The organism is Sandaracinaceae bacterium (assembly GCA_016706685.1).
Lineage (GTDB): Bacteria > Myxococcota_A > Polyangia > Polyangiales > Houyiibacteriaceae > JADJJE01.
In genome coordinates, this window is record JADJJE010000015.1 from 101884 (window position 1) to 128636 (window position 26753).

Annotated in this window: 29 protein-coding genes; 10 read left to right on the plus strand and 19 right to left on the minus strand. The window is 68.5% G+C overall.

The window, feature by feature from the left end; all coding sequences use genetic code 11:
* The first annotated feature begins 102 nt into the window (after nucleotides 1–102).
* Nucleotides 103–2055 carry a protein kinase gene (locus IPI43_19560; GenBank protein MBK7776299.1) on the plus strand — a complete coding sequence of 651 codons (1953 nt, stop codon included), beginning with the start codon at nucleotides 103–105 and terminating at the stop codon, nucleotides 2053–2055.
* A gap of 16 nt (nucleotides 2056–2071) precedes the next feature.
* Here the strand turns inward: IPI43_19560 and IPI43_19565 are convergent, their stop codons facing one another.
* Nucleotides 2072–2461 (minus strand): type II toxin-antitoxin system VapC family toxin, encoded by a 390-nt coding sequence (locus IPI43_19565; GenBank protein ID MBK7776300.1) that lies wholly within the window; start codon nucleotides 2459–2461, stop codon nucleotides 2072–2074.
* Nucleotides 2443–2682, minus strand: a complete 240-nt coding sequence (locus IPI43_19570) for a type II toxin-antitoxin system prevent-host-death family antitoxin (protein ID MBK7776301.1) — start codon at nucleotides 2680–2682, stop codon at nucleotides 2443–2445. Before IPI43_19570 ends, IPI43_19565 begins: the two co-directional genes overlap by 19 nt.
* Before the next feature lie 89 nt (nucleotides 2683–2771).
* On the opposite strand from IPI43_19570, the gene IPI43_19575 reads away from it, so the two are divergent.
* The 4 genes from IPI43_19575 to IPI43_19590 are packed head-to-tail and all read left to right on the plus strand — an operon-like array spanning nucleotide 2772 to nucleotide 6453.
* The gene (locus tag IPI43_19575) at nucleotides 2772–3662 is read left to right on the plus strand and encodes an amidohydrolase family protein (GenBank protein MBK7776302.1); all 891 of its coding nucleotides are present in this window, start codon (nucleotides 2772–2774) and stop codon (nucleotides 3660–3662) included.
* Nucleotides 3663–3704: 42 nt separating this feature from the next.
* The gene (locus IPI43_19580; protein ID MBK7776303.1) at nucleotides 3705–4469 is read left to right on the plus strand and encodes an SDR family NAD(P)-dependent oxidoreductase; all 765 of its coding nucleotides are present in this window, start codon (nucleotides 3705–3707) and stop codon (nucleotides 4467–4469) included.
* A complete protein-coding gene (locus tag IPI43_19585; GenBank protein ID MBK7776304.1) occupies nucleotides 4466–5107 on the plus strand; it encodes a hypothetical protein in 642 nt (213 codons plus the stop codon). The genes IPI43_19580 and IPI43_19585 overlap by 4 nt, the downstream gene beginning before the upstream one ends.
* Nucleotides 5104–6453 carry an MATE family efflux transporter gene (locus tag IPI43_19590; protein ID MBK7776305.1) on the plus strand — a complete coding sequence of 450 codons (1350 nt, stop codon included), beginning with the start codon at nucleotides 5104–5106 and terminating at the stop codon, nucleotides 6451–6453. The genes IPI43_19585 and IPI43_19590 overlap by 4 nt, the downstream gene beginning before the upstream one ends.
* 14 nt (nucleotides 6454–6467) lie before the next feature.
* Here IPI43_19590 and IPI43_19595 read toward each other — a convergent pair whose 3' ends face one another.
* Nucleotides 6468–7088 carry a hypothetical protein gene (locus IPI43_19595; GenBank protein ID MBK7776306.1) on the minus strand — a complete coding sequence of 207 codons (621 nt, stop codon included), beginning with the start codon at nucleotides 7086–7088 and terminating at the stop codon, nucleotides 6468–6470.
* A gap of 64 nt (nucleotides 7089–7152) precedes the next feature.
* Between IPI43_19595 and IPI43_19600 the strand changes: the two genes are divergently transcribed.
* The 3 genes from IPI43_19600 to IPI43_19610 all read left to right on the plus strand — a co-directional run bounded on the left by IPI43_19600 (nucleotide 7153) and on the right by IPI43_19610 (nucleotide 9002).
* On the plus strand, nucleotides 7153–7803 hold the full coding sequence (locus IPI43_19600; protein MBK7776307.1) for a PQQ-binding-like beta-propeller repeat protein: 651 nt from the start codon (nucleotides 7153–7155) through the stop codon (nucleotides 7801–7803).
* Nucleotides 7804–7947: 144 nt separating this feature from the next.
* Nucleotides 7948–8487, plus strand: a complete 540-nt coding sequence (locus IPI43_19605) for a peroxiredoxin (GenBank protein MBK7776308.1) — start codon at nucleotides 7948–7950, stop codon at nucleotides 8485–8487.
* A complete protein-coding gene (locus IPI43_19610; GenBank protein ID MBK7776309.1) occupies nucleotides 8484–9002 on the plus strand; it encodes a carboxymuconolactone decarboxylase family protein in 519 nt (172 codons plus the stop codon). The genes IPI43_19605 and IPI43_19610 overlap by 4 nt, the downstream gene beginning before the upstream one ends.
* Nucleotides 9003–9796: 794 nt before the next feature.
* Here IPI43_19610 and IPI43_19615 read toward each other — a convergent pair.
* Genes IPI43_19615 through IPI43_19625 form a run of 3 tightly spaced genes read right to left on the minus strand, consistent with a single transcriptional unit; the run spans nucleotide 9797 to nucleotide 10751 of the window.
* Nucleotides 9797–10072 (minus strand): AbrB/MazE/SpoVT family DNA-binding domain-containing protein, encoded by a 276-nt coding sequence (locus tag IPI43_19615; protein MBK7776310.1) that lies wholly within the window; start codon nucleotides 10070–10072, stop codon nucleotides 9797–9799.
* On the minus strand, nucleotides 10069–10497 hold the full coding sequence (locus IPI43_19620; GenBank protein ID MBK7776311.1) for a type II toxin-antitoxin system VapC family toxin: 429 nt from the start codon (nucleotides 10495–10497) through the stop codon (nucleotides 10069–10071). The genes IPI43_19615 and IPI43_19620 overlap by 4 nt, the downstream gene beginning before the upstream one ends.
* Nucleotides 10497–10751 (minus strand): type II toxin-antitoxin system Phd/YefM family antitoxin, encoded by a 255-nt coding sequence (locus IPI43_19625; GenBank protein ID MBK7776312.1) that lies wholly within the window; start codon nucleotides 10749–10751, stop codon nucleotides 10497–10499. Before IPI43_19625 ends, IPI43_19620 begins: the two co-directional genes overlap by 1 nt.
* A 157-nt stretch (nucleotides 10752–10908) precedes the next feature.
* Here IPI43_19625 and IPI43_19630 point away from each other — a divergent pair, with 157 nt between their 5' ends.
* Nucleotides 10909–11520 carry a hypothetical protein gene (locus IPI43_19630; GenBank protein MBK7776313.1) on the plus strand — a complete coding sequence of 204 codons (612 nt, stop codon included), beginning with the start codon at nucleotides 10909–10911 and terminating at the stop codon, nucleotides 11518–11520.
* Nucleotides 11521–12013: 493 nt separating this feature from the next.
* Here the strand turns inward: IPI43_19630 and IPI43_19635 are convergent, their stop codons facing one another.
* Nucleotides 12014–12889, minus strand: a complete 876-nt coding sequence (locus IPI43_19635; GenBank protein ID MBK7776314.1) for an IS3 family transposase — start codon at nucleotides 12887–12889, stop codon at nucleotides 12014–12016.
* On the minus strand, nucleotides 12886–13167 hold the full coding sequence (locus IPI43_19640) for a transposase (GenBank protein MBK7776315.1): 282 nt from the start codon (nucleotides 13165–13167) through the stop codon (nucleotides 12886–12888). The genes IPI43_19635 and IPI43_19640 overlap by 4 nt, the downstream gene beginning before the upstream one ends.
* Nucleotides 13168–13206: 39 nt before the next feature.
* On the opposite strand from IPI43_19640, the gene IPI43_19645 reads away from it, so the two are divergent.
* Nucleotides 13207–14280, plus strand: a complete 1074-nt coding sequence (locus IPI43_19645) for a hypothetical protein (protein MBK7776316.1) — start codon at nucleotides 13207–13209, stop codon at nucleotides 14278–14280.
* Nucleotides 14281–14432: 152 nt separating this feature from the next.
* On the opposite strand, the gene IPI43_19650 is transcribed toward IPI43_19645, so the two are convergent.
* From IPI43_19650 to IPI43_19700, 11 genes are read right to left on the minus strand one after another with little or no spacing between them, the layout of a single operon-like run.
* The gene (locus IPI43_19650) at nucleotides 14433–15941 is read right to left on the minus strand and encodes a hypothetical protein (GenBank protein ID MBK7776317.1); all 1509 of its coding nucleotides are present in this window, start codon (nucleotides 15939–15941) and stop codon (nucleotides 14433–14435) included.
* Nucleotides 15942–15945: 4 nt separating this feature from the next.
* A complete protein-coding gene (locus IPI43_19655) occupies nucleotides 15946–16587 on the minus strand; it encodes a TetR/AcrR family transcriptional regulator (GenBank protein MBK7776318.1) in 642 nt (213 codons plus the stop codon).
* Nucleotides 16580–17428, minus strand: a complete 849-nt coding sequence (locus tag IPI43_19660; GenBank protein ID MBK7776319.1) for a 1-acyl-sn-glycerol-3-phosphate acyltransferase — start codon at nucleotides 17426–17428, stop codon at nucleotides 16580–16582. The genes IPI43_19655 and IPI43_19660 overlap by 8 nt, the downstream gene beginning before the upstream one ends.
* Nucleotides 17425–18354, minus strand: coding sequence for a hypothetical protein (locus tag IPI43_19665; GenBank protein MBK7776320.1), 930 nt, complete (start codon nucleotides 18352–18354; stop codon nucleotides 17425–17427). Before IPI43_19665 ends, IPI43_19660 begins: the two co-directional genes overlap by 4 nt.
* Complete coding sequence (locus tag IPI43_19670) at nucleotides 18351–20069, minus strand: AMP-binding protein (protein MBK7776321.1); 1719 nt, start codon at nucleotides 20067–20069, stop codon at nucleotides 18351–18353. Before IPI43_19670 ends, IPI43_19665 begins: the two co-directional genes overlap by 4 nt.
* A gap of 7 nt (nucleotides 20070–20076) precedes the next feature.
* Nucleotides 20077–20319 carry an acyl carrier protein gene (locus IPI43_19675; protein ID MBK7776322.1) on the minus strand — a complete coding sequence of 81 codons (243 nt, stop codon included), beginning with the start codon at nucleotides 20317–20319 and terminating at the stop codon, nucleotides 20077–20079.
* 12 nt (nucleotides 20320–20331) lie between these two features.
* Nucleotides 20332–21261, minus strand: a complete 930-nt coding sequence (locus tag IPI43_19680) for an enoyl-CoA hydratase/isomerase family protein (GenBank protein MBK7776323.1) — start codon at nucleotides 21259–21261, stop codon at nucleotides 20332–20334.
* The gene (locus tag IPI43_19685) at nucleotides 21261–23054 is read right to left on the minus strand and encodes a hypothetical protein (GenBank protein ID MBK7776324.1); all 1794 of its coding nucleotides are present in this window, start codon (nucleotides 23052–23054) and stop codon (nucleotides 21261–21263) included. The genes IPI43_19680 and IPI43_19685 overlap by 1 nt, the downstream gene beginning before the upstream one ends.
* The gene (locus IPI43_19690; GenBank protein MBK7776325.1) at nucleotides 23051–24235 is read right to left on the minus strand and encodes an SDR family oxidoreductase; all 1185 of its coding nucleotides are present in this window, start codon (nucleotides 24233–24235) and stop codon (nucleotides 23051–23053) included. Before IPI43_19690 ends, IPI43_19685 begins: the two co-directional genes overlap by 4 nt.
* 46 nt (nucleotides 24236–24281) lie before the next feature.
* Nucleotides 24282–25892, minus strand: coding sequence for an SDR family oxidoreductase (locus IPI43_19695; protein ID MBK7776326.1), 1611 nt, complete (start codon nucleotides 25890–25892; stop codon nucleotides 24282–24284).
* Nucleotides 25889–26602: an HAD family phosphatase gene (locus tag IPI43_19700; GenBank protein ID MBK7776327.1), complete on the minus strand. Its 714-nt coding sequence runs from the start codon at nucleotides 26600–26602 to the stop codon at nucleotides 25889–25891. The genes IPI43_19695 and IPI43_19700 overlap by 4 nt, the downstream gene beginning before the upstream one ends.
* Nucleotides 26603–26753: the final 151 nt, after the last annotated feature.

Consider the following 26753-nt stretch of genomic DNA (forward strand, 5'->3'; position numbering starts at 1 on the left):
CGGCGGTCCATGGTTCGGGACGGAACGCGCGGGCAGGGGGCGATCTGCCCCGCGCGAGGCGATCGCCTTCGCTTCGTTAATCAGGTTACCCTGGGGCCCTCGATGGCGGACGGCGAACCCACCTTTCCTGGCTCCGACAGCCTCGGCCCGCGCGTGGACGCGTTCCTGCACACCCTCGAGATGAACGAGGACGTGACGCTGGTGCGGGCGCCGCTCTCCACCATCGAGCCAAAGCGGCCCGACACGGACGCCGCGCGCAAGGAGGGCTCGCTGCTGGACGCCGCGCCGCGCTCGTCCCGGGTGCGCCTCGAGTCGCTGCTGGGCGAGGGCGGCATGGGCGTGGTGTACCTGGCCGAGCAGGAGTCCCTGGGCCGCAAGGTGGCGGTCAAGAAGGTGCGCGCCGAGTCGCGCTCGCCCACGTCCATCACGCGGCTGCTGCAAGAGGCGTGGGTCATCGGCCAGCTCGAGCACCCCAACATCATCCCGGTCTACGACATCTCGGCGTCGGACTCGGGCGAGCCGCTCATCGTGCTGAAGCGCATCGACGGCGTGGAGTGGGGCCAGCTCATGGACGACGCGGCCACCGTGCAGAAGCGCTTCCGGGCGCCGGACCTGCTGGAGTGGAACCTGGACGTGATGGCGCGGGTCTGCGACGCGGTGCACTTCGCGCACGCGCGCGGCTTCATCCACCGCGACCTCAAGCCCGAGAACGTGCTCATCGGCGAGCTGGGCGAGGTCTACGTGGCCGACTGGGGCATCGCGGTGACCACACGCGACGACCAGCACATCGTGCCGCACGCGCGGGACGCGAAAGAGATCGCCGGGACGCCGGCGTACATGGCGCCCGAGATGCTGGGCGGCGAGGTCTCGCGCATCGGCGAGAAGACCGACGTGTATCTCTTGGGTGGCATCCTGCACGAGATCCTGAGCGGGCATCCGCCGCACCGCGGCAAGGACCTGCGCGAGATGATCACCAGCATCTTGATGGACGTTCTGCCGCTGCCGGACAGCGTGCCGCCGGCGCTGCGGGCCATCACGGCGCGCGCGCTCGACTGCGACCCGGACGCGCGCTTCGAGAGCCCGCTGCAGCTGCGCCTGGCGCTCGAGGGCTACCTGCGGCACCGCGGCTCCGAGCGTATCGCGCAGCGCGCCCTCGAGCGGCTGGCGGAGCTGGAGGCGTGCCTCGCGCAGCTCGACGGAACGGAAGAGCAGGCGCAGCGCATCCACGGGCTGGTGTCGGAGTGCCGCTTCGGCTTCCGCGAGGCGCTGGCCCAGTGGCCCGACAACGAGGCCGCGCGCGTGGGCTTGCGGCGCACGCTGACGGTCATCGTGGAGCACCTGGTCAGCACCGGAGACCCGAAGGCGGCGCGTGCGTACCTGTCGGAGCTGGACGTCTCCGATGCGGCGCTGACCGCGCGCGTGAGCGCCGCCGAGGCCCAGCTGCTGGAGCGCGAGGGGCGCCTGCGCGCGCTCGAACGGCAGAACGACCAGCGCACGGGCATGCGCACGCGCACGTTCATCGCGGTCATCACCGGCCTGGTCTGGACGCTCACGCCCATCGTGGGTGGCGAGCTCCTGGGGCCCGCGCTCGGCTACCCGCGCCCCACCTTCGGGCCGCTCTACGCCATCCCCACCATCTGCCTCTTCCTGCTCATGGGGGTGGGCTACTGGGCGCGCGAGTCGCTCATGGCCACGCCGCTCAACCAGCGCTTCGGGCTGTCCATCATGGCGCTCTTGGTGCTCCAGCCGGGGCTCATCTACATCGGCGAGCGCAACGGGCTCGACGTCGACGTGGTGCTCACGCTGCTGTTCGCCTACTGGACCTCGCTCTCCACCATGGCGGCTATCTCGCTGCACCCGCAGTTGGCGCTCATGGCCGTGGGCTACGCCATCACCACCGCGCTGTCGTTGCACTTCCCCGAGCACAACCTGCGCCTGGTGGCCTTCGGCAACTTCGTGTTCACGCTGAACCTGCTGTGGATGGGCCAGCCGGTGCTGCGCGAGGACCGGGCCCGGCGTCGTGAGCAGCGCCGGTCGTCGCTGCCGCCGCGCTGAGCCTCTCACGCGCGCTTCACCAGATGGTCTGGACCGGGTAGCTGGCGATCATGGGGTCGAGAGTCACGACGGGAATCCCTTCCTCCAAGGCCTGACAGACGAGCATTCGATCGAAAGGGTCTCGATGGATTGGCGGCAGCTTCGACAAGCGTTTGCAGTCGCCAAAAAGAACGAGTCGCTGAAGGAACCCTGCTTCTGCGACCACGCTCTGCAGGTTGTCGGGTGCCTCCAGCCTTCCAAGCGCACGTTTCACTGCGATCTCCCACGCGGAGACGACGCTGACGAGGACGTCGTTGGTTTCGTCCACGATGACCTCTCGAGCGGAAGGTGACAGTCTCTCGTCATCCGCGAGGGCCCAGAGGAGCGCGTGGGTATCGAGCAGGACTCTCACGACCGTCCCTCCCAAGCGTCGAGGTCTTGGCGGTCGAGGGGCTCATCGAACTCTTCGGACATCTGGACCTGCCCCCGCCACTGTCCCAGCTTGCGCTTGGCCGGGGGAAGCACGGGCACGAGACGTACGACGGGAACTCCTGCTCGCGCGATGATGACCTCCTCGCCGCGGAGCGCTCGCTCCACGAGCCGGGAGAGCTCCGTCTTTGCCTCATGCATGTTCACCGGGTCGGTCATGCTAGCTAGTCTAGCTAAGGGGTCTCGGGCTGTCACCCGGCCCTCGCGCTCGCGTTGTTGCACCCGCGTTTCGTGCCACAACCACCCGCATGACGGCCCTGCCGGAGAACGCCCCCATCTTCGACCTGATGCTGGGCATCCCCAGCGTGCACCAGAAGGAGTCGTACGACTTCATGCGGCCGCTCTTCCGGGACGCGGAGAGCCTGCGCTCGTTCGAGTTCCCGGCGGAGTACATGTTCAAGGACTACCCGCGCATTGGGCCCCAGGAGGACTACGCGGCCTACACGGTGGGGCTCATGGACGCGGTGGGCATCCGCGCCGCGCTGCTGGGGGTGAGCGCTCGCAACGAGGTGGCCCTGCGCGCGCTGCGCGACTACCCCACGCGCTTCGTGCCCGAGATGATGGTGCAGCCCAACGGGGGCATGGAGGCGGTGCGCGAGGTGCAGCGCATGGACGACCTCCATGGCCTGGCCGCCGTGAGCGCGTTCCCGAGCGGCTACTTCCCGCAGGTGCCCATCGCCGACAAGGCCTTCTTCCCGCTCTACGCGTGCCTGGTGGAGCGCAAGCTGCCGTTCTTCGTGTGCGTGGGCGTGCCGGGGCCGCGCATCCCCATGGAGCCGCAGCTGGTGGAGCAACTGGACGAGCTCGCCTGGTTCTTCCCGGACCTCACCATCGTGATGCGCCACGGGGCCGAGCCGTGGGCCGACCTGGCCGTGAAGCTCATGCTCAAGTACCCGAACCTGTACTACTCCACGAGCGCCTTCGCCCCGCGGCACTACCCGAAGGTCATCGTGGACTACGCCAACACGCGGGGGGCCGACAAGATCCTCTACGCAGGCTACTTCCCGGCCGGACTCACCCTCGAGCGCATCATCGGGGAGCTGCCGCAGGTGCCCTTCCTGCCGCACGTCTGGCCCAAGTTCCTGTACCAGAACGCCTGTCGCGTCCTCAAACGGGTACCCACAGATTTTCCTGTCTGAGCCGACATGGGGTAAAGAGGGCTTCCCACACGGAGTCATGAGATGAACCTGAACGACACAGTGGCGTTGGTCACCGGCGGCGCCTCCGGCCTGGGCGAGGCGACCGCCCGGCGCTTCGTCGCTGCCGGCGCGAAGGTGGTGGTGGTCGACCTGAACGACGAGCGTGGCAACGCGCTGCAGCGCGAGCTCGACGGGAGCATCACGTACGTGAAGGGCAACGTGGCCGACCCGGAGGACATCGGGCGCGCCGTGGCCGCCGCCGAGGCCATGGGCCCGCTGCGCGTGGCCGTGAGCTGCGCTGGCGTGGGCGTGGCCATGAAGGTGGTGGGCCGCGAGAACCAGCCCCACGACCTGGCCACGTTCCAGAAGATCATGACCGTGAACCTGGTGGGCACGTTCAACGTGCTGCGCCTGGCGGCGGCCTCCATGTGCAAGAACGAGCTCATCGGCGAGGAGCGCGGCGTGGTCATCAACACCGCGTCCATCGCCGCCTATGACGGGCAGATTGGGCAGATTGCCTACGCCGCGTCCAAGGGCGGCGTGGTGGGGCTCACGCTCCCGGCGGCGCGCGACCTGTCGAAGAACAACGTGCGCGTCATGACCATCGCGCCGGGCCTCTTCAAGACGCCGCTGCTGCTGGCGCTGCCCGAGCCGGCGCTCGTGTCGCTGGGCCAGAGCGTGCCCAACCCCAGCCGCCTGGGCGACCCTTCCGAATATGCGCAGCTGGCGCAGCAGATCGTCGAGAACCCCTACCTGAACGGCGAGGTCATTCGCATCGACGCCGCGCTCCGGATGCCACCGCGATGAGCACACACCACCACCCCCTCGCGAAGCTCGGCTTCGCCCTCCTGGTCCTCGGTGCCGCCCTCAGCGTGGGCTGCGGCGGAAGCGTGAGCGGCAGCCTGCGCGACGCCGAAGACGCGGGCAGCGCGCCCGCCGGCATGAGCGTGGTCTACGACGACCACTCGGCCGGCTTCGGCGGCGAGCGCATCGAGCTGGACGCCGAGGGCGTGCTCACGCTGCGCCGCTACCGGCCCGCGCTGGGCGGTGAGCCCGAGGTGGCCGCCACGGTGCGCGGGCAGCTCGCGCCCGAGCGGCGCATGGAGCTCATCACGCTGCTGGTGGAGATCGAGGCGTGGAGCCAGCACGACATGCCCGAGACGTCCATCAACGACGCGCGCGCCTCGCTCGAGCTGCGCGTGGGCAGCGACCGCTCGCGCATCTGGGAGTGGGCCGACGACCTGGATGCCAACGAGCGCCTGAGCCGCGTGGAGCGGCTGCTGATGCGCTTCGCGGCGGACCTCGAAGCCGAGACGGCGGGCGGCGAAGGCGCGCCCACCAGCGGCGGTGAAGCCCCGGTGGAAGGCGAAGAGCCGAACGACGAGCGCGCCGTTCCGGGGGTGGCCCCGGTGCAGATCACCGACCAGACGCGTCCGCGCCGATGAGCCCGCCGCTGCCGGACACCACGTCAGCAGGTGCTCGGCGGAGGCGGATCCTGACGCTGGCGCTCCCCATCATCGGGGGCATGGTCTCGCAGAACGTGCTCAACCTGGTGGACGCCTACATGGTGGGGCACCTGGGCGATGTGTCGCTGGCGGCCGTGGGCGCGGGCGGCTTCCTCAACTTCGTGACCACGGCGTTCATCCTGGGCGTGTCGGCCGGCGTGCAAGCCATGTCGGCGCGGCGTGTGGGGGAGGGCCGCGTACACGAGACCGCGGTGCCGCTGAACGGTGGCCTGCTGCTGTCCCTCGGGCTGGCGGTGCCCTGGTCGCTGTTCCTGTTCGCGCAGGCGCCCGCGCTGTACTCCGTGGTCACCACCGACCCTGCCGTGGTGGACGCGGGTGTGCCCTACCTGCGCTGGCGCCTGGTGGCCATGGCGCCGTTGGCCATGAACTTCGCGTTCCGGGGGTTCTGGAACGCCACCGATCGCAGCATGTACTACATGGGCTCGCTGGTGGTGATGCACTCCACCAACATCGCGCTCAACGCGGTGCTGATCTATGGCCTCTTCGGCGTTGCTCCCATGGGCGCGGAGGGGGCCGGCCTCGCGTCCGCCATCGCCACCTACCTGGGCTTCTTCGCCTACATGGCGCTCGGCTTCCGCGACGCACGACCGGAGGGCTTCCTGCGCGGCCTGCCCGACCGCGAGACGCTGCGCTCCATGGTGCGCCTGTCCATCCCGGCGGGCCTCCAGCAGCTGTTCTTCGCGGCCGGCATGACGGCCTTCGTAGCCATCGTGGGGCGCATGGGCACGCGCGAGCAGGCGGCCACGCACATCATCATGCAGCTGCTCCTGGTGGGCGTGCTGCCGGGCCTGGGCTTCGGCTTGGCGTCCGCTTCGCTCGTGGGGCAGGCGCTCGGGAGGCGCGACCCCGAAGACGCGCGGCGCTGGGCCTGGGAGGTCACGCGCATCGCCATGGGCGTGGTGTTCGTGGTGGCCCTGCCCGCCATGCTGTGGCCCGCGCGCGTGGCAGGGCTCTTCCTGCGAGACCCCGTCACGCTCGCCCTCGCCACGGGGCCGCTGCGCCTGATCGCGCTCACGCTCTTCGTCGACACCATCGGGTCCGTGCTCATGAACTCCCTGGTGGGCGCGGGCGCCACGCGCGCCGTCATGATCATCGCCACCGGGCTGCAGTGGGGCGTCTTCCTGCCGGCGGCCTACCTCATTGGCCCGGTGCTGGGCCACGGGCTGCTGGCGGTTTTCGCGGCGCAGGTGGTCTACCGCATGCTCCAGAGCGGCGCCTTCGCGTGGCAGTGGCAGCGCGGCGCGTGGCAGCACATCAAGCTCTGAGCCCGAGCCTCCAATCAGCGGGGCAGGTGCTCGGCGGCCACCTCGAGCGCGCGCTTGTCCTCGGGCTCCAGCAACACGCACTGGCAGCTCGCGCAGGCGTCCACGCCCACCACCGTGAAGCCCACCGTCAGCGTGGCGGGGGTCATGGCGTTGCCACACTGCGGGCAGCTCATGTTGGTGACCACGCGCACCCAGCCGCCGCTCGCGTCGGCCGCTGCGCCCAGTGACTCGGCCGCGTTGCTCAAGCTCAGCACCTGGCACTCGCACAGCGAGCAAAGCTGCCGTTCCGAGGCGATGCTGCGGTACGCCCCACCGATCATCTGCGTGGTGAGCGGGGTCTCGCAGCGTGGGCAGCAGCCCCGCGGCGCCGTCCCGTCGCGTCGCGTTCGCAGCACCGTGCAGTGCAGCGACACGTCGCCCAAGTCCACCATGGCGTAGGTGTCGATCTCCACGCCGGTCCCGCGGGCCTTCAGCAGATAGCCGCGCTTGTGCGCCTCCACTTCGAAGCGACCCACGCTCGGGTGGGTGAAGCCCAGCAACTCGTCCTCGCCCGAGGCCGCGTAAAAGCCGCTCACCAGCGCCTCCTGCAGCATCTTCCCATCCGAGGTCCGCACGAATCGCAGTCGCAGTGGCATGGCGCGAGACTACCTCAGAACGCCGCGGGTAGAACGCACTACGCAGACTGCTAAGGTCGCGCCCGTGAAGAAGGCTCTCCCCGGAAAGGCGTTCGCCGTTGGCCTCGTGCTGGCGCTGATCGGCATCATCGCCGCGCTGCTGTGGGGCTACCTGGCGGGCCGCACGCTGCGCGGCGAGATCCTGGTGGAGCTGCCCATCCCGCCGTCCACCCGCACCGACCAGGAGCGCGTCCTGGTTCGGCGCGGCTTCGACCAGCGCCGGCACCTCTTCCTGCTGCGCGAGCGCGATGGGCGCGAGGTGTGGCCCACGCGCGTGGTGCTGTACGGGCTGCAGGAGGGCACCACGCCGGTCATCGCGGGGGACCTGCTGCTGGTGCGCACGCGCCGCTCGAGCGGGCTGCACGAGACGCACGCGTTCCGCGTGGACACGGGCGAGTTCGTCTGGACGGGCGCCACCCCGCTCGCTCCGCTCGACTCCACCGGGGCGCCGGGGCCCACGCTCTTCCTCGATGACGTGGTGACCGAGGTCTACGAGGGCGATCCGGGCGAGCTGATTGGCGTGAACCTGAGCGATGGCGCCGAGGTCTACCGCCAGTCTGTGCGCATCGCCGTGGGCGCAGACGTGGTGCTGGACGGCCAGATCGTCCGGGTTCCGGGCAGCCCGCCGCTCTGTTTTTCGCAACGCTCTGGCGCGCCGACCGACTGCGCGCCATGACCTCCCGTCGGGTGGCCGAGCCAGCTGGCCACGGAGCCACCCGCGACCCTTGACATCGGGGCCCAGAGTTCTTCTGATCCCCGTCCCATTTCAACCCCTCCCCGCGAGCGACCTGTGTCCGGCGGGGAAAGAGAGAAGAGAAGCATGCTGACGATCGGCGATAAGTTCCCTGCGTTCAACCTCCAGGCGTGTGTGTCCCGCGAGAAGGGCAAGGAATTCCAGGAGCTCACCGAGAAGAGCTACAAGGACAAGTGGCTCGTGGTGTTCTTCTGGCCCATGGACTTCACGTTCATCTGCCCCACCGAGATCGCCGAGTTCGGCCGCAAGAACGCCGACTTCGCGGACCGCGACGCGCAGCTCCTGGGCGCCAGCACCGACACGCACTTCGTGCACCTCGCGTGGCGCAACAACCACGAGGACCTGAAGGACCTCCCGTTCCCCATGCTGGCCGACACCAAGCACGAGCTGTCGCGCGAGCTGGGCATCCTCCACAAGCAGGCCGGCGTCTGCCTGCGCGCCACGTTCATCGTGGACCCCGAGGGCATCATCCGCTGGGTGAGCGTCAACGACCTCTCGGTCGGCCGCTCCATCCCCGAAGTGCTGCGCGTCCTCGACGGTCTCCAGACCGACGAGCTCTGCCCCTGCAACTGGGAAAAGGGCGAGACGACCCTCGGCAAAGCATGAAAGCCCTCGAAGAGCTGAGGGCTGGGATCCCCGAGTACGCCAAGGATCTCAAGCTGAACCTGCAGTCGGTGCTGACCCAGTCCTCGCTCGACGAGACGCAGCGCTGGGGTGTGGCCGTGGCCACCGCCATTGCCACGCGCAACGCCAAGCTGCGCGAAGCCACCCTTCTGGACGCTGCCAACCACGTGAGCGCCGAGGTCATCGACGACGCGCGCGCCGTGGCGTCCATGATGGGCATGAACAACGTGTACTACCGCTTCCGCCACTTCATGGGCGAGAGCGAGTACAAGAACATGCGCGCCAACCTGCGCATGCACCGCGTGGGCAAGCCGCTGGCCGACAAGCTCGGCTTCGAGCTGATGAGCCTGGCGGTCAGCGCCATCGGCGGCTGCGAGATGTGCGTGAAGAGCCACGAGGCCGTGGTCACCGAGGGCGGGCTGACGCGCGAGCAGGTGCACGACGCGGTGCGCATCGCGGCGGTCATGCAGGGCGTCGCGGTCGCGCTCGACCAATAGGGGCGTGCGAGCGCCGGAGGTGGGCCGTCACGTGCACTCGGTCAACCGGTGCGGGAGCCACCCGCACCAGTTGGCTTCGCGCGGCGACTCCGATGGGCGGCGACGCCCAATGCGACCCATAGAGTGACGCGGCGGCTTGATGTGATCAACGAGCCGTCCCGTCGTGTTCCGTGGTACTCGGTCTCTGTCGACGAATGCTCTTCGTACCGTACGCGGTAGACAATATCGAACCCTGCAAGTGTCGCGCGGAGCTTTAACTCTTCAAGCGCCGCGCTCCTCTCACGGAACCGCCCCGAGCTCAGGTCCGCTGTCGACCGATCTGCGTCTACGGGGACTCTTCCCTGGTAGGTCGCCGGCCACGTATCCAGGGAGGAGACGGCGCTCGTGGCCCGGGCCAGGCGCTCTAACGCGGGCTCGACGATGCTGTTCATGCACGAACCGCAGTGGTCTCCAGGAGGGTACGGAGGGGATCCCCAAGCACTGGCTGCAGCGGGCACCGATTCCACGCAGGAGGCGCAGTGCGTCCCACCGCAGGACGTACATGGATGCCGCCACCGGAATAGACCGAACGCGACCCCACACGTCTTGCAGCTGCCGGGCTTGGCCATTGGCGTAAGGTAGTCCGGGTCTCGCGCAGATTCCATAGCCTACCTCCCGTTGCGCGCGGCCCTGCAGCGCCAAGGCGTCTGCCCGACGTGTGGCCAGCGAGCGGACGCGCTCTCCATCTGGGCGCCCGATCTCATCATCACGGAGACCGAGGTCACGTGTGCTGCGAACCACGCGTGGGATCCGTACTAGCGTCGGCGTGGACCGAGGCTTGGAGGTTCATCGACCCTTGACCCACGCTGCGCGATGACTCGGTTCATCTCCTCGATGCTGACCGCATCCGCAATGCACTTGCCAAACGTGCCCTTGAGGCCTCTCACGGAGCGCGTGGCCGCCGTGAACTCGTAGCGGCCTGGCGCGACTTCGATGAACTCCACCCGGTCCCCCGCCGTTAGCTGGAGCGCGTGGCGCACCTCTGCCGGGATGGTGATCCGGCCCCTGCTGGATACGGTGGCGGTGCTCATCGAGTCTCGAACTGCCATGGGTTCCTGAGCGGAACGCCGGTTGGCTCGAAGTCCGCCGTGTTGCGTGTCACCACCGTCATACCGTGGACCAGCGCGGTGGCGGCGATGAGGGCGTCCCGTTCAGCACGTGGGTCCGGCACGTGCAGATTCGCGCAGCGCAGCGCCACGATGGCATCCACCGACAGGGTCCGTTCGGCGAACTCGGGCTGGACTCGGGTCACCATCCACGAACGCAAGCGTGCACCCTGCGCACTGTCGCGCCGCTCCACGCGCAGCACCCCGATCTCTAGCTCCATCAAAGTCAGCGCGGAGATGAAGCAGCGGGCGGCGTCCACGCTCGTGAACCATCTCACCACCTGCGCATCGGCCTTGCCGTCCCCCATCTTGCGCAGCTCGGACAGGACGTTGGTGTCCAGCAGGTACATCAGGGGAAGTCCACCGTACTGCTCTTGATGTCAGCGCGCGGCGGCTCGAACTCGATGTCCGAGAGGCCCGGCATGGCCAGCGCATCGAGCAGGTTGCGGCGCTGGCCGGTAAGCCGCTGGTACTCCTCGATGCTCAGGAGGACATGAGCGGGCTTGCCACGATCGGTGATGAACACCGGCCCGTGTTTAGCGGCTCTCTTCGCTCGACCGATGTCTTGGTTGAGTTCGCGGCTGGAAAGTGTGGTGACCGTCATGGTGCCTGTGTCTCCAGTTGATGTAGTTACGTTACTACGTCGAAATCGAAGTCGCCAGCATGAGTTCTCTGCGCCCCGGACCATCCCTTGACGCCTAAGAGAAGTATGATAAAATGCACACATAGTAAGACGATCGTAATCACTACGCGGAGGTACCATGAAACAGCGCTTGACGATTTCCGTGAGCCCCGAGGCGTATGAACTGGCGGTGGCTGTGGCCTCCGAGAAAAAGTGGAACATGAGTCAGGTCTTCGAGCATGCCGTCCTCGCGGCGCACCCCATCTACGAGGTGATGATCATTCTCGGCGAGCACGGCCGCGATGTGCTGCAGGTTAAAGTCAATGGCGCACGCATTGCGTATGTGCGCTTCGCGCAGCGGAACATCGTCGCGTCTGTTGACTGCACGATTGTCCTGTCCGGCCAGGGCCAGCCGTCGACGCCGGCGATCGCGGCGGCGCTGGGGACACGCCTGCCCTGGGCGACTCAGCTCCGCTCCGGGCTGCCGGTGACATACAGCGCTGGGGGACTACGCGTCGTTGTGACAGACCTAATGATGGCGGTTCACGATCGCCCCGAGATGGTCGACAGCTACATGTTGCGCGCCTCGAAGCATCTCGACGCAATCACCCAGTCCCTTCACGCCCTGCAGCGCCAGGGGGCGTGCCCGAGCTGCGGCCAGCGAGCGGACTCTATCGCTATCTGGGCACCCGACCACATCATCGTGGAGACCGAGTTCACGTGTGCGGCGAATCACTCATGGCAGCCGTGATCTCGCCGCTCGACGCCCAGTGACGACTGTCGTAGGGCGCATCAGTTGGCGCGCCCCCCATGTTGTGCAGCACGACCGCGTCGCAGGCCTGCTCCTCGACACGCCAGGCGCGATCGTGATGGCAAACTCGGCGGAAAGTGTGAGACGCTTCTCCGCTCCGGCCAGATGGACAATATGAGGGGATCTTCATGGACGAACTTCGACTCCGAGTTCAGCAAGCAAGCAAGATGCGTCGCGACGCTGCGAATGCAGTCTTTCATCCATCGCAGCCAATCCGCAGCCCAGAGATGCTCTTTGGCCGTCACACGCAGTTGCAGCGGACAATGACCAGCCTCGAGACCCCGGGTCGATCCGTATTCATCTACGGGGAGCGCGGTGTTGGGAAGACGTCGCTTGCCCAGACCGCTGCATACATGGTCAATTCATCGGAAACGGAGCCCGTGTTTCTGAGCTGTGGAGTGGACCGGCGAAAGTGGACAGTGTCTAGCGTAGCTCAGGCCGCCATGGCCTGGGCGAGTTGAAGCTCAGCGTGCATGGGGCTGAGGTAGTTGTTGGTCGAGTGTCGACGCCGAGGGTTGTAGAAGTTGTCGATGTAGTTGGCCACGTCGTCGTACGCCTCGGTGTGCGTGGCGAAGTGCCGACGATGGATGCACTCCCTCTTGAGCGAGGCGAAGAAGCTCTCGACGGCGGCGTTGTCATAGCAGTCGCCGGCGCGGCTCATGCTCTGCGCGACCTCGTGGTCCCGCAGCTTCGAGCGGTAGGCGGCGCTCGCGTACTGGCTGCCGCGGTCGCTGTGGTGGATGAGCCCAGCGCAGGGGCGCCGAGCCTCGATGGCGCGGGTGAGCGCCAGCAGCGGCAGCTCGGTGCGCATGTGGTCTGCCATCGCCCAGCCGACGACGCGCCGGGCGAAGAGGTCGATGACCACGGCGAGGTAGGACCACCCCTCGGCGGTCCAAACGTACGTGATGTCGCTGGCCCAGACGGTGTTGGGCGCGTCGACCGCAAAGTCCTGCATCAACAGGTTGGGCGCGATGGGGTCATCGTGCTTCGAGTTCGTGGTGGCCTTGAACCGGCGAGGTTTCCGAGCTTGGAGCCCGTGCTCCCGCATCAGGCGCTGCACCTTGCCGCGCCCCACCAGCTCGTCATCAGCAGCCAGCTCCACCTGCATGCGCCGGGAACCGTAGACGCCGCTCGTCTCGGCGTGGACCGCTCGTATCTTGGTCAGCAGCCTGAGGTCCGTGCTGCGGCGAGGCGTGTGCTGGCGCTCGCGCCATGCGTAGTAGCCCGACGAGGACACCCCCAGCAGCGCGCAGAGAACGCGTACCGGGAACTCGGCCGCCACCGTCCGGACAAGCTCGAACGAGCTCATGCCCGGGTCCTCACGGCGACGGCGATCGATTTTAGCAAGGCCTCGCGGTCTCGCTTCAGCTCGGCGTTCTCGCGCCGCAGCCGCCTCAGCTCCTCCTCCGGGGACTCACCGCGGTCACTGACAACCGGGACGGCTCCTGGCTTCCGCCAGCCGTGCAGCAACGTGGAGGAGACCCCCAAACTCTGCGCGACCTCGAGCACGGTCCGCGTGCCTCGGGACTCGACCTGGCGCACCGCCTCGGCCTTGAACTCGGGGGTGTACTTCTTTCGTTTGCTCATTTTCCGGGACATCCATCACGAGGATAACCTCCTCGCAGGGTGTCCACTAAAACCGAACCAGCTCACTGCTCGCCAGATACGACCTTCAGCAAATTGGTGGTCCAGATTGCCAGTCGGCTGCTTGCGATTCCGGTCCACAAACAAAAGCGGAGAACTACCACAACCGAGGCGAACGTTGCCGCGGGTCCGCTCAGTTTGATTCGCCGTATAGAGTCATCTGACAATGACATCCGGAACGATCTCGATACCAACGACGCTGTAGATCTATTCAACGAGATCTCGAAGAGAGACCCGTCTAGAAAGACAGTGGTCGTGCTAGACGAAATTGATACGATTCGGTCGGCCGACGTTCGTCGCGAACTCGCCTATTTGCTGAAGCAACTTGGCGATCGTGAATGCCCCGTAAAGTTCATCTACGTTGGCATCGCAGACACAGTGGAAGAATTGCTGAGCGACCACGAGTCGGCATCTAGGTACATCGCGACGGTGCCGCTCGAACGCCTATCGATGGACGTGCTCAGCGAGATGGTGGTCGAGGGATTCAAACAACTCGGCATCGAACTCTGGGAACACTTTGCTACTCGAATCGCCCGCGTGAGCGATGGCTTTGCCCATTTCACGCACTTGATCAGTCTGAAACTTGCGTACATTGCCATTGACAATGAGCTTACGAAGCTCGGCGCAGAACATATCGAGCAAGCGCTTGCCATGGCGGTCGAGGACTCCGAAGCGTGGCTGAAGAACCTGTACGAGCATGCCGTCCAGAAGTACCGTGATCGTTACGAGGCTGTGTTGTGGTCCGCCGCGGACCATTGGCAGCTCGACCGCAGCACGGACCATATGTACCCAGCATATCTTCGCATCTGCGGAGATCTCCGACAGACACCTCTGCCGCGCCCCAAGTTCTCCGGCGCCCTAAACGCACTAAAGGGGCAGGCCCACGGGCAGGCACTCGTAAGTAAGACGCGCAGCTGGTTCAGATTTCGCCAGGCGATGCTCCGTGGATATTGCCGGATGGTTGCAGAGTCTCGCGGTATCCAGGTGGGGGCTGCTTACCTTGCTTCAAATTCTGTTCGGCACGCCAATGGGGGACCGACGACGTCAGAGTGCTAACGCTCTCAACCTCAGCTCGTGGCTCATCACGCTCCTTCATCAGATTGGCAAGCATTCCAACCGCCGCCGGACTTTGGCACCCAATTTAGTTCATCTTGGTGCCAGCGTCGAAGCACCAACACAAGACTGGCGCGCCAATGCAGCACTTGGGGTCACGGCGCGGGCTCGGACGACGCGCTGCCTGAGCGTCCGCGTCGCCGCCGGCGCCGACGCTTCGCCGCGCCATCGCCACCTTCGACCAGAGTGGCCTGCGCATTCACGGCGGGCTTCGGCGTACCAGCGCGCGCGTCCCGCGGTGGCGCGGCCCGCTCGTCGCCCTTCGGACGCTGAGCGTTCGCGGGCGGTGCCGAGGGGCGCTGCCCGTTCCCCGGCCGCGGGTTCTGGCCACGCTGGCCCTGCTGCTGCGCCTTGCCCGTCTGCACGGGGCGCTGCGGCTGCTTCGCCCGCTCGGCGCGTGCGGCCTGCGCGTCGCGCGCGGCCTTCGCGATCTTCGCGGCCATCTCGCGCTGCGCGTCGCTCAGCACAGGCTGAGACGCTTGCAGTGCCTGCAGCGTGGCCGCGTCGGGTCCACGTGGCCGGCGGCGTGCGTCTTGCGCGGGAGCTGGACGCGCGACGGGGCCCGCATCGCGTCGGCCCTCGGGAGTAGACGGCCCGCGCGTGCCAGGAGCACCACCAGGGCGCTGCCCAGCTCGCGCTCCCTGCGCCTCCCTCGGGGCCCCCTGTCCACCCCGGCCCATCACCACCTCCACACGGCGCCTGGGTCCACCCGAACCAGCGCCGCCACCCGGTGCATCGCCACGCTCGTCCTCGCGCGCCGGCTCGTCGTCCACCGCCAGCCCCGCCCGCACCGCGTCGCGCTTGGCGTCCTGCAGCTCGCGCAGCAGCCCGCCCATGTCGGCGGCCTTGGTGTCGGGCCGGTAGAGCCCCTTCAGCTTGGTGTCGGGCAGCAGCTCGCCGCGCTCGAACAGCGCCCACATCTCTTGCGCGAAGGGCTTCGGCCGGTAGCCACGCGTGGCACGTCCCAGGAAGTTGTGCAGGTTCTCCACGTCGCGGATCAGGATGTTGCGCGCGTTGCGGTTCCCGGCCGCGTCCAGGGCCTGCGGGAAGTCGATGACCACGGGCCCGGTGTCGCTCAGCAGCACGTTGAAGTCCGACAGGTCGCCGTGCACCACGCCGGCGCACAGCATGCGGATGACCTCCTGCATGAGCGTCTCGAAGATGACCACGGCCTCGTCGGGCGACACGTCGGCGTCGCCCAGACGGGGCGCGGCCAGGCCGTCGCCGTTGGTGATGAACTCCATCACCAGCACGCCGTCCGAGAAGATGTAGGGCTCGGGCACGCGCACGCCGGCGGCGCGCAGCCGGTAGATCATGTCCACCTCGGTGGACCGCCACGCGGCCTCGTCCTGCGAGCGCCCATGCTTGGTGCGCTGCGCCATGGCGCGCTGGTCACGCGTGTTGCGCGTGCGCCGCCCCTCGGTGTAGTCGGACTTGTGCTTGAAGGAGCGCCGCGCGGCGTCCTTGTAGACCTTGGCCACGCGCTCGCGGCCGCCGGCCACCACCAGGAAGACCTGCGCTTCTTTTCCGCTCATGAGCGGGCGCACGACCTCCTCGATGATGCCGTCGTCCACCAGCGGCAACAGGCTGGGCGGGACGTTCACAGGCTCAAGACTCGGCGTCGCGGCGGAGCAACCCGCGGAGATTGAAGTCCAGCACCGACAGCGCCATCCGATCCACGTCGACCTCCTGAACGTCCATCATCACGAGCTGCTCCACGAACTGCTTGATGGTTCCGAGAATGCACATGGCCGCCACCTCGGTGTCCAGCTCGCGAATGAGCGAGAGGCGCTGGCCCTCAGCGACGGCGTCCCGGATATAATGCAGCAGCTCGGCGTAGAAAGCACGCAGGCGCGCGTCCACCTCGGCGTCCAGGCCCACGGCCTCGCGGATGATGATGGTGGAGAGCATGCGGTTCTGGACCATGGTGCGCAGCACCTCGCGCACGGTGCCAGCGAGCTGGGCCACCACAGGGGGTGCTCCTTCGGCGGTGCTCACCCCCACGATGTGCCGGCGCAGCTCCGCCAGGAGCCCGTCCAGCAGCTCGAGGAAGATGGCGTTCTTGCTCTCGAAGTAGAGGTAGAACGTGCCGCGCGCGATCCCCACCTCGTCGATGATGTCGCTGATGTGGGCGCCGTGATAGCCCTTCTCGCCGAACACCTTGAGCGCGCCCTCGAGGATCGCCTGGCGACGATGCTGCCGCTTGCGGGTGGCCCGCAGCGTGCGTCCGTCGAGGCTCTCGTCAGCCACGACCAGCCTCCTTGCGGTCGAGGTACGCGTCCACGTGCCGCGTGATGGCGGCGCGCGTCTCGGCGGCGATGGCGGTGACCTCTTCCGGGCCGCGGCCGGCCGTGAGCACCGGCTTCTCCACGTGCACGGTGACCTCTTGCCCCGGCCGGATGACCAGCGAGCCCTTGCGCATGACGTCGTACATGCCGGTCACGGCCACCGGCACGATGGGCACGCCCAGGCGCTGCGCGGTCACGAACACCCCTCGGCGGAACGCGCCCACGCGGCCGTTGAGGGTGCGCGTGCCCTCGGGGAAGGCGAGGATGCTGCGCCCGGCCTCGAGCTCGCCCTTGATCCCCTGGTAGATGGCCTCGGTGCGCGCGGTCTTGTCGGCCGGCACCGGGATGGTGCCGCGCGCCTCCATGAACCAGCCGTAGATGGGGTACTTGAAGTGCGACTGCAGCTCCAAGCCCTGCTTGAAGTGCGGCGTGCTGTTGTACATCGACAGGTGGTCGAAGTGGTTGATGTGGTTCTGGCAGAAGATGTACTGCTGGTTCGGGTCCACGTCGGGGTGCACCTCGGCGCGCCACTTCACGAACAGCAGCTGCAGCTGCCCCTGGATGTACAGCCGGGTGGCCCGGTCGATCTTCTGCGAACCGAGGGCCTTGTAGGCTGCGGTGAACCCCAGCATGGTGGGGACCATGTAGCTGAGGCCCAGGCCCCACGTGCCCACGCTGCGCGCGTGCTCGACGAGGCTGTGGTGCTCGTGCCGGCGGTCACCCGGGAGCCCCTTGCGCTCGGCGGCGTCGGGCTCACCCAGGGGGGGCACGCTCTCCCGCACGTCCTGCTGCTGCGGGCTCATGCCAGCACCTCGAGGGCGCCCGGCAGCACGTCCAGCGACTCGAGCTCGAGGCGCAGCTGCTCACCGTCCACCAGCACGTCCAGCATGCCCACCCTGCCGAAGCGAACGGCGTTGGCGCGCGCCTGCTCCACCGCGGGGTGCTCGATGAACGTGCCCGTGAAGATCTTCGGGAACGTGGTGATCAGGTCCAGCCGCGACAGGCGGTTGACCCGCACGATGTCGAGCGCGCCGTCGGACACGTCGGCTACGGGGGCCATCATCATGGCGCCGCCCGTGTAGCGGCTGTTGGAGAACGACACGAAGGTGTTCTCGCGCTCGTCGAGCGGTGCCTCTGCCAGCGCCTCGGCGCTGAGCCCGAGCCCAAAGCGGTAGGGTGAGCGCAGGTAGCGCAGGTCGGCCGTGCAGGCGACCACGGCGGCCACGTAGCCGGCGGTGCCCAGCGACTTGAAGTGCTGGTTGGTGAGCGCGCCCGCGCGCGGCACGAAGCCCAGGCCCAGGGTGTTGATGTAGTGCAGCTCGCCGTCGCCGTGCGTCACGCGCACCACGTCGATCTTGCGCGCGCGCCGGCGGGAGATGGCCTCGAGCGCGGCGTCTTCGTTGGTGATGCCGAAGTCGCGCAGGAACGAGTTGCCGGTTCCGAGCGGCAGCATGCCCAGCTGCACCGTCTGGCTCTCCTTGTGCGCGCGCGGGAACAGCCCGTTCACGATCTCGTAGCTGGTGCCGTCACCGCCCACCGCGATGAAGTGGCGGTGGCCCGCGTCGTAGGCGTCTTCGGCCAGCTCGCTCGCGTGGCCACGCCCCTCCGTCAGGTGCACCTCCACCTTCACGCCGGCGTCGCGCAGGCGGCGGGTGGCTTGGTCGGCTCGGGCGCGGCACCGGCCCCCGCCGGCTGCGCCATTCACGATAGCGAAGAATGTATCCGTCATGCTCCCACCGGTAGAATCGCCCCCCGAGGCGACTGTGTACGAAGCGCGTCGGCCAGGGCCGCTCGCTTGATCTTCATGGACGCCGTGCGCGGAAACTCGCCGGCGAAGGGCAGAACACCCGACACGCGCTTGTAGTCCGGCAGCCTGCCGTTGCGCACGCGGATGGCTTCCAGCAGGGCGTTGCGCGCGGCGGCGTCGTCCAGCTTCTCGGCGCGCACCACCACGAACAGGCCCTCTTCCGTGAGCGCCACGCCCGGCCAGACGTAGCCCGTGGCGAACACCGCCAGCTCGTCGCAGGGCACCCCCGCGAACGCGCCCTCGATGTCCTCCGGGTAGACGTTCTTGCCGCCCGCCGTGACGATCATGTTCTTGCTGCGCCCGCGCAGGTGCAGCTGCCCCGACGGGTCCAGGAAGCCGAGGTCACCCGTGCGCAGCCAGCCGTCCATGATGGTCTCGGCCGTGAGCTCGGGCTCGTTCAGGTAGCCCAGCATCACGGTGCGGCTCTTGGCCCAGACCTCGCCCACCTGCGTCTCGGGGTGCGCGTTGCGGATCTGCAGCTCGACGCCATCGAGCGGGCGCCCGACCGAGTCCGCGCGGAAGGGCAGAAGGTCGTTCACCGTGAGCACGGTGCCCGCCTCGGTCAGCCCGTAGCCGATCACCACGGGGATGCCCAGGTCGTAGAAGAACTGCGCGCGCGCCGCATCCACGAAGGCCCCGCCGCAGAACAGCATCTCCAGCTTGCCGCCGAACGCGCTGTGCACGGGCGCCAGCAGGCGCCGGCTGAGCCCCGGGCGTGGACCGCGCAGCGTGAGCGCGGCGTTGGCCTGGCGGAGCCCCTCGAACACGTGCTCGGCCACGCTGCCGCGCTCTTCCAGGCGCTCGCGGATGCGCTCCTCGAAGGCCTCGAGCAGGAGCGGCACCACGGCCATGTGCGTGATGCCGTAGCGCTCCATGCTGTGGTTGATGAACTCGGGGCGCAGCGAGCGCTGGTGCACCACGGTGGCCCCGCTGCACAGCGGCCCGATGAAGCCCGACATGAAGTCGATGGCGTGGTTGGTGGGCAGGATGCTGAAGTAGCGGTGGCCCGTGCGCAGCGGGTAGAGCAGCCCGAGCGTGCGGTACTGCTCGAGGTAGTTGTCGTGGCTGAGCATGCAGCCCTTGGGCACGCCGCCCGTGCCCGACGAGTACACCAGCGTGGCCTGGTCGCTGCGCTTGCGGGGCACGAAGGTGGCGCGCGGCCCGGTGCCGGCCACGGCGTCTTCGTAGCGCGTGGCGCTGCCCACGTTCTTGCCCTCGGGGGCCTCGCTCACCAGCACGTGCGGGGCGGGCAGCGCGCTCACGTCGTAGCGCATGAGCACCGGCCACTCGGTCACCAGGCAGCGCGGGGTGCAGTGGGCCAGCTGCGCCAGCTGTTCGGCGGGGCTCAGCTTGTAGTCCACCGGCACGACCACGGCCCCGCGCGAGAAGGCCGCGCAGGCCGCGACGATCCACTTGCTCTGGTTGCCCATGCAGATGGCCACGCGCTCGCCCGCGCCCACGCCCGCGTCTTCGAGATAGCGCGCCACGCGATCGGACTCGCGCAGCAGCTCGAGGTACGTCAGGCGACGCGCCTCCTGCTTGCGGTTGGCCTCGATCAGGGCGACCTCGGACTTGTACTGCACGAGCGCGTCGCGCAGCAGCTCACCAAGGCTCTCGTAGCGTTCGGGCGGGATCATGGTGACGTCAGATGCGGTCGGCGATGAGCTGGGCCAGGGCGCCGAAGGTGCGCACGTCCTGGACCTCGTAGTCGGGGATCTCGATGCTCCACTCGTCCTCGATCTCGGTCAGCAGCTCCATGGCCTGGTAGCTGTTGATGGCGAGGCGGTCGAAGAAGTCGTCGTCGGGGCCGAGCGCGCTGGTGTCACGCTCGAAGCGCTTGGCTGCGAGCTTGAGGAGCTTCTCGAGGATCGAATCGTTGCTGGCCATCGCGTGCTCGGTTCAGGGGAGGTAAGAGTGGGCGTCGTCGCTCTCGACGAACTTCTTGAGGGCGGCTTCCACCACGGGCGAGCCCATCAGCTCGATGAACAGGTCCTTCTCGCGGCGCAGCTCGGCGCGCGGGATGGGCTTGGCGAAGCGCTTGGCGGCGGCCGTGGTGGCGCGGTCGAACTTGGCGGCCTGCTCGCCCACCTTGCGCGCCACCTCGAGGCCACGGCCGCGCGGCACCACCTGCGACACGAGCCCCACACTGCCCGCCTTGCTGGCGTTGATGCTGCGGCCCGTGAGCAAGAGATCGCGCACCACGGCGTTGCCGAGGTCGCGGCGCAGGCGCGGGATGCCACCGAAGCCGGGCACCAGGCCGAGGCGCAGCTCCGGGAACGCGAAGCGGGTGCTCTTCTCGGCGATGATCTCGTCGCACGTGAGCGCCAGCTCGAAGCCGCCGCCGAAGCAGAAGCCGTGCACCACCGCGATGGTGGTGATGGGCGCGGTGTCGAAGGTGTCGAACACCGCGTGGATGCGGTCCAGGAAGTCGCGCACCTCGAAGGCCATCTGCCAGCGCGACAGGCCCGCGCCGCGGCGCTGCACCATGCCGGTGTAGAGCTCGCGCAGGTCGGCGCCCGCCGAGAAGCCGCGTGGCGCGGTGCTGTGGAAGAGCAGGGCGCGCGCGCCGCCTGCGCCAGCCTTCACGTAGTCGGCCAGCTCTTCCAGCTCGCGCAGCATGACGCTGCCGATCTCGTTGCAGGGCTCGCGGTGGAGGACCACCTCCAGTGTCTGTCCCTCGAGCGACCAGCCGATGGCGTCGCCGTGGAACACGGGCGGGATGTCGGTGCGCGCGCGGAAGCGGCGGGCCGACGCGGAAGCCTGGCGGCCGAGTCGCGAGAGGGCCACGCGCGCAGGCCAGGGCAAGAGCGAGGTGTGGTCGCTGAACATCACGCCACGCTCCGCGGACCACTGCTGGCCGCATGACTGGAGGCGCTGGCTGCGCGCGGGGTGCGTGAGGCCGCAGCGTCTCGGACCGCCGCCTGGTCTCGTGCCGCCACCATCTCGCTCAGGCGAGCCGGCAACGACGGCAGGTGCGCGAACGGGTCGCCGCCCTTGCCCAGGCCCTCGGCGAACGGGAACTCGGGGTGGTGCGCGCGCACGAAGTCCACCAGGTCCATGCCCATCTGCCCCATGCGCTCGAGGTTCTCGAGCACGCACTCGTCGATGCTGGCGCGGATGCGCGGGGCGTCGGTGAAGAGCGTGAGCAGCGCCGTGTGCACGTTCGCCGCCAGGTTCGGGTCGTCCACCTCGAGGGCCAGCTCGGGCGTGCCGCGGTCGGCCATCAGGTTGCGGATGCGCTCGTCCATGGTGACGCCTGCGGACGGCAGCCCGTCGGGCATGGTGGTCACGATGGCGTGGTAGCGCGACGACAGCATCAGGCGCGCCTGCCGCATGATGCTCACCATCGCGTACATGTCGTGGTCGTCGGAGACGATCACAGGGCACTCGGCGCCCAGACGGTCACGCAGCCCTTCGCAGGCCTCGCGGTCCAGCATCTCGCTGCCGATCATCACCGGGAACACCTCGTGCTCCGCGCGGAAGCGGCGCACGCCCTCGGCCAGCGCGTCCAGGTAGCGCTCCTGGCGCTCGTGCACGTCGGCGCCCTCGCGGTGGAAGTAGACGCTGCCGTAGTGCGCGTCCTGGTACATGCCGCTGACCGCGTTCACGGCAGCGCGCGTGACGTTGGGCTTCACCGGCCACCAGAAGGGGTTGATGGGGCAGAGCGCCAGCACGGGGGTCACACCGTCCCAGCCCGCGTCACGCAGGATCTGAGCGCCCACCTCGGGGTCGGCCGGCGTGAACGTCCACGCGGTGTCGGTGCCATAGCGCGAGGCGATGCCCAGCTCACGCAGTACTTCTTGGCTCTCGCGGTTGCGCGCCAGGATCAAGGCCTCGCGGCAGTAGCGCTCTACCAGGGCGCGCAGGCCCTCGTCCATCTCGCCGGCCTCGCCGCCATAGCCGATGGCCAGCTTCTGCTCCGCCGCCGCGAGCCCGATGCTGCCCACCATCATGGTGGAGAGCGCGCTCGCGAACTTGCTCTTGAACATGGAGCCTTCGCAGGCGACCACGGCGTGGTGCGCGTGCACCGTGTCGAACAGGTAGCGCGGGAAGATCTTGGGGATGTGCAGCTGGCGCACCGTGCGGAAGTAGCCGCGCGTCTTCTCCGGGTCGATCGTGTAGATGCTCAGCTCCACGTGCTCGTCTCCGAACAGGTGCCGGAACTGCCGGATCATCTCCTCCACGCGCACGTCGGCGCCGGTGTTGCGCGTGCCGTTGTAGCCCGCCAGCAAGAGCTTGAGCGGCTCGCCCGGCTTCCACTGCGCGCCCGGATCCAGCGCGTAGCGGCTCTTGGCCGTCTCGATCACCGCGCTCATGGCGTGCATCAGCGCGCGGTCGGCATCCAGCTGCTCGCTCACCGCGTCGCGCGCGGAGCGGGCCACGTCCTTGATGGCAGCCCACAGCCCCTCCGCGTCTTCCCGCGCAGGGCGTCCCCCGCGGGCAAAGTCACGCAGCAGCCCGAGGGCGCTGGTCTCGGCCAGCTCCCGGGCGTGCTTCGGCCGCTCGCGCGGCGCGCTGCTCGCGTCGGCCCGCGAGGCCACCGCGGCAGGCTCGGCCTCTACCACGGCGGCCGGCCGCCAGCGCTGGGCGGTGCGCTTGGTGCTGTCGGGCCCCTTGGTCACGCGGAGGCGGCTCCCCTCGAGAGGTTCGGCGCGGGCGTCTTCTGCACGGACTCGCGCGACGGCAGCGGCACCACCGGGTACTCGTAGTTCACGCGCTTGGCGTAGTCGTACAGGCGCGCGGCGTACTCGGCGAAGGGCGTGGGCGCGAGGCCGATCTCCTGCACCGCGCGGTCGTTCAGGAACACCGTGTCGTAGGTGATGTACGGCAGGAACACCTTGAAGAGCGAGCCCACCAGCGTGGCCGGGTTCTTCGACTTCATGCCCGCCAGCTGGTCCATCAGGCGCTCGAACGAGCCCTCGAGCACCGGCACGAAGCGCGGCGGCTTGCGCTTGCCCGACGCCACCAGCGCGCGCGCGATCTCCACGATGCGGTGCGACGCGGCGCCCGACGACAGGTGGTAGATCTCGTGCTTCGGCGCGTCCTTCAGGTGGATCTCGGCGATGGCGCGCCCCACCCAGTCGGCGTTCACGATGTCCACGCGGCCGTCACCGCTGAACGGCAGGATGGGCAGGTCCACCAGCACGCAGAACGCACGCACCATGTCGAACTGCGACGTCTCGGCGAAGCGCGAGTCGCCCATCACGATGCTGGGCCGCAGGAACGTCTTCTGCACGTCCGGGAGCAGCTCACGCACCATGTGCTCGGCGAACTTCTTGGTGCGGCCATAGGGGTCGTAGTCGCTGCGTTCCCACTCGATGGCATCGTCTTCGCGCAGCGTCTCGCTGTCGCGCTGGCCGGCCACGGCCACGGTGCTCACGTGGCTGAAGCGGCGCAGCCCGTGGTGGTTCTGGATCTCGCGCGCCAGCTTGATGACGCTCAGCGTGCCGCGCAGGTTGTGGTTGAGGCAGGTCTTCTCGCTCTTGCGGTTGAGCGACGCGGCCATGTGCAGCACCGACTCGGCCTGCTCCACCACGAGCGTCCGGTCCTCGGCGGACAGGCCCAAGCCTGGCGCGGTGAGGTCGCCTGGCATGAAGCGCACGCGGTCGAGGTAGCTGTAGTACGTGGCCGCATCCATGTGCAGCTGCATGGCCTGCCAGAAGCGCTGAACGCTCTCCTCGCGGTTGCGCGCGCGCGTCAGCAGCAGCAGCGTGACGTCGGTCTCGCGCAGCATCACGTCGGCCACGTACGAGCCGAGGTAGCCCGTCGCGCCGGTGAGGAAGATTTGTTTCTTCGTGGTCATCGGAGGTTCACATCCATCGAGATGGGTCAGGGTGGGTGGGCGCCGCTCAGGCGCTCAGGCGAGTGGCGGCGGGGCGCACCAGGTGCTCGCCCGTCTGGGTCCTCGCGCTCTCGGTCCGCGCCGCGAGCGGCGGGTCGCACGGGATCTTCTCGCCGCGCAGGAGCGGGATGCACCAGGTCTCGAGGCCCGGCACCTGCACGTCGATGTAGTAGCGGCGCCAGTCCAGCTCATCCACATCGAAGCCGAAGAGCGGCAGCTCGTCACGATCGAGCCGCGTGGTCAGCGCGCACGCCGCCTCGGTCTCGAAGGTGTAGTCGTGGTCCCAGATGAACGGGCGGAACTGCCGCAGCATGTCCTCCACGCTCTTCAGCTTGCGGGCGTGGTTGCGCGCGTCGGTGGACCAGTCCCGCAGCTGCGTGCGCAGCCGCTCGCCATGGCGCTCGAAGGTGGCGGGCGGCAGCAGCCGCTGCACGTCCAGGTCCTTCAGCGTGTTGCGCAGCGCCTCCGTCAGGCGGCGCGTCTGCTGCACGCCCAGCGTGTACTCGCGGTCGGGGTCCGCCGAGTAGGCCGACAGCTGGCTCAGCACGTAGCGCGTGAACGGGTCCTCGGACTTCCGGTGCTGACGGCGGATGGCCAGGTTGCTGAGGTCCAGCGCGCGCTCGAAGTCGAGGCGGTTTCGCCCGCCCGTGCCCAGCTGATAGATGGGCTCGGCCTCGTCCCGCAGTGCTGCGGCGGTGGCCAAGAGCGTGCCGCGGCAGACCATGTCCACCGGGATGATGTCGAAGCCCACGCTGTGTCGCACCGGCAGGCGCCGGAAGGCGGTGCCCATGAGCCACACCAGCGGTCCCGACGTGTTGATGCCCTCGTTCCAGCCCGCGAACGGGTATCGGTCGGCGCACTCCACGATCGCGGGCCGCACCGTGGTGGTGCGCAGGTCGTCGCGGCCATCGAGCAGGTGCTCGCTCAGCGCCTTGGTGAAGGTGTAGACGTTGGGCCAGCCCAGCCGCTGCGCGCGCGCCATGCCGAGCGCCAGTCGGTCCGCCTTCGACGGCAGCGCCCGCAGCGCGGCCTCGAGCCACGCCACCTCTTCGGCCGGGTCGAAGACCGTTCCGTTCGCGGAGACGCCGGGCGTCAGGGTCTCGGCCTTCACGCCGCTGCTCATGCCCGCCACGAAGCAGGTGGAGCAGTGCACGTAGCGCCCGCTCGGCGTCAGCGCGGCCAGGTCGGCCACGTGCTGCGCGCCGTGGATGTTGGCGTCGATGGCCATCTGAGGGTCGGGCTCGAAATCGGTGAGCCCCGCGAAGTGCACCACCACGTCCACGTCCGCCATGAGCTCGCGCGCCTGCCACGGATCGAAGCCGCACAGGGGCGCGCTCAGCTTCGCGTCCAGCACCAGCACCTTCTCGTCCATCAGGTCGTAGAGGCCCTGGCCCAGGCGCTCGCGCAGCGGCCGGAACACGGGGGACGAGCGGTAGATCTGCTCGAAGCGCTGCGCCGCGTCCTGGCCCTTCTTGCCACGCCCCAGCACCGTCACGCGGCGCACGTCGGGCACGAAGTCGAGCAGCATGGCCAGCCACACCTTGCCCACGAAGCCGGTCACCCCAGTGACCATGACGTGCTTGCCAGCGAGGGTCTCCCGAACGGGAAGCAGGCTCATGAGCGGTCCTTTCCTTCCACCACCGGCCACGCGTGGTCGCGCGCGATGCGGCGCAGCTGGCGGTCGGGGTTCACGGCGCAGGGACGCCCGATGGCGCTCAGCAGCAGGCTGTCGGCCGCGCTCGCGCCATAGGCATACGAGTGGTCGAGGTCGAGGCCGTGCTCCTTCGCGAAGTCGCGCGCCCACTGCCCGGCCACGTTGCCGCCGATGACCGGATCTTCCAGGCGCCCGGTGGCCTTGCCCTTGCGGAACTCGAGGCGGTTGCAGATCACGTCGTCGGCCTCCACGCGGTCGGCCAGCGGCCCCGCGACGAGGTCGATGTTGTCGCTGATCAACACGATGCGGCGACCCTGCCGGCGGGCCTCGTCCACCAGGCGCATGCCCACCTCGAGCAGCTCGCCGGCGAGGAACTCCTCCACGTACTCGGCGGCCAACACGGTGATGCGGTCCTCGCTCATGCCGCGCAGCCCCATCCACGTGAGCCGCGAGCTGGTCACCCCGGTGCTGAGCTCCCCGCTCAGCGCCATGGGGGCTGCGAGGGCCACGTTGCCGAGCCGGGCCAGGCGCTCGCCCAGCCCCTGCGCGTTGCCCGCCAGCCAAGCGGCGGCGGCCAGGGTGGGGCGGGTCACCAGCGTGCCCTCCAGTCGGAAGAAGGCAGCGCTGCGAGGCGCCTCGGAGCCCGTGTCGGGCAGGTGTGACTGCGTGGTCATGAGAAAATAGACTGACGTGTCAGTGTAGTTTGACTGGGCTGGTATACCCGCGTGACGGCGCGGTGGCAAACAGGTCTTTTCGAGGTGACGGCCAGGCATGGTCCGCCGCGCCGAGGGGGGGGCCGCGCCGGGGGGCGCCGGGGGGGGTTCT

Bases quoted from the DNA above. Each gene is read 5' to 3' on its own strand.
- IPI43_19560 (MBK7776299.1), top strand. From the start codon at position 103: ATGGCGGACGGCGAACCCACCTTTCCTGGCTCCGACAGCCTCGGCCCG.
- IPI43_19570 (MBK7776301.1), bottom strand. From the start codon at position 2,682: ATGACCGACCCGGTGAACATGCATGAGGCAAAGACGGAGCTCTCCCGG.
- IPI43_19575 (MBK7776302.1), top strand. From the start codon at position 2,772: ATGACGGCCCTGCCGGAGAACGCCCCCATCTTCGACCTGATGCTGGGC.
- IPI43_19580 (MBK7776303.1), top strand. From the start codon at position 3,705: ATGAACCTGAACGACACAGTGGCGTTGGTCACCGGCGGCGCCTCCGGC.
- IPI43_19585 (MBK7776304.1), top strand. From the start codon at position 4,466: ATGAGCACACACCACCACCCCCTCGCGAAGCTCGGCTTCGCCCTCCTG.
- IPI43_19590 (MBK7776305.1), top strand. From the start codon at position 5,104: ATGAGCCCGCCGCTGCCGGACACCACGTCAGCAGGTGCTCGGCGGAGG.
- IPI43_19595 (MBK7776306.1), bottom strand. From the start codon at position 7,088: ATGCCACTGCGACTGCGATTCGTGCGGACCTCGGATGGGAAGATGCTG.
- IPI43_19605 (MBK7776308.1), top strand. From the start codon at position 7,948: ATGCTGACGATCGGCGATAAGTTCCCTGCGTTCAACCTCCAGGCGTGT.
- IPI43_19610 (MBK7776309.1), top strand. From the start codon at position 8,484: ATGAAAGCCCTCGAAGAGCTGAGGGCTGGGATCCCCGAGTACGCCAAG.
- IPI43_19615 (MBK7776310.1), bottom strand. From the start codon at position 10,072: ATGAGCACCGCCACCGTATCCAGCAGGGGCCGGATCACCATCCCGGCA.
- IPI43_19620 (MBK7776311.1), bottom strand. From the start codon at position 10,497: ATGTACCTGCTGGACACCAACGTCCTGTCCGAGCTGCGCAAGATGGGG.
- IPI43_19625 (MBK7776312.1), bottom strand. From the start codon at position 10,751: ATGACGGTCACCACACTTTCCAGCCGCGAACTCAACCAAGACATCGGT.
- IPI43_19630 (MBK7776313.1), top strand. From the start codon at position 10,909: ATGAAACAGCGCTTGACGATTTCCGTGAGCCCCGAGGCGTATGAACTG.
- IPI43_19635 (MBK7776314.1), bottom strand. From the start codon at position 12,889: ATGAGCTCGTTCGAGCTTGTCCGGACGGTGGCGGCCGAGTTCCCGGTA.
- IPI43_19640 (MBK7776315.1), bottom strand. From the start codon at position 13,167: ATGAGCAAACGAAAGAAGTACACCCCCGAGTTCAAGGCCGAGGCGGTG.
- IPI43_19660 (MBK7776319.1), bottom strand. From the start codon at position 17,428: ATGAGCCCGCAGCAGCAGGACGTGCGGGAGAGCGTGCCCCCCCTGGGT.
- IPI43_19665 (MBK7776320.1), bottom strand. From the start codon at position 18,354: ATGACGGATACATTCTTCGCTATCGTGAATGGCGCAGCCGGCGGGGGC.
- IPI43_19670 (MBK7776321.1), bottom strand. From the start codon at position 20,069: ATGATCCCGCCCGAACGCTACGAGAGCCTTGGTGAGCTGCTGCGCGAC.
- IPI43_19675 (MBK7776322.1), bottom strand. From the start codon at position 20,319: ATGGCCAGCAACGATTCGATCCTCGAGAAGCTCCTCAAGCTCGCAGCC.
- IPI43_19680 (MBK7776323.1), bottom strand. From the start codon at position 21,261: ATGTTCAGCGACCACACCTCGCTCTTGCCCTGGCCTGCGCGCGTGGCC.
- IPI43_19690 (MBK7776325.1), bottom strand. From the start codon at position 24,235: ATGACCACGAAGAAACAAATCTTCCTCACCGGCGCGACGGGCTACCTC.
- IPI43_19695 (MBK7776326.1), bottom strand. From the start codon at position 25,892: ATGAGCCTGCTTCCCGTTCGGGAGACCCTCGCTGGCAAGCACGTCATG.
- IPI43_19700 (MBK7776327.1), bottom strand. From the start codon at position 26,602: ATGACCACGCAGTCACACCTGCCCGACACGGGCTCCGAGGCGCCTCGC.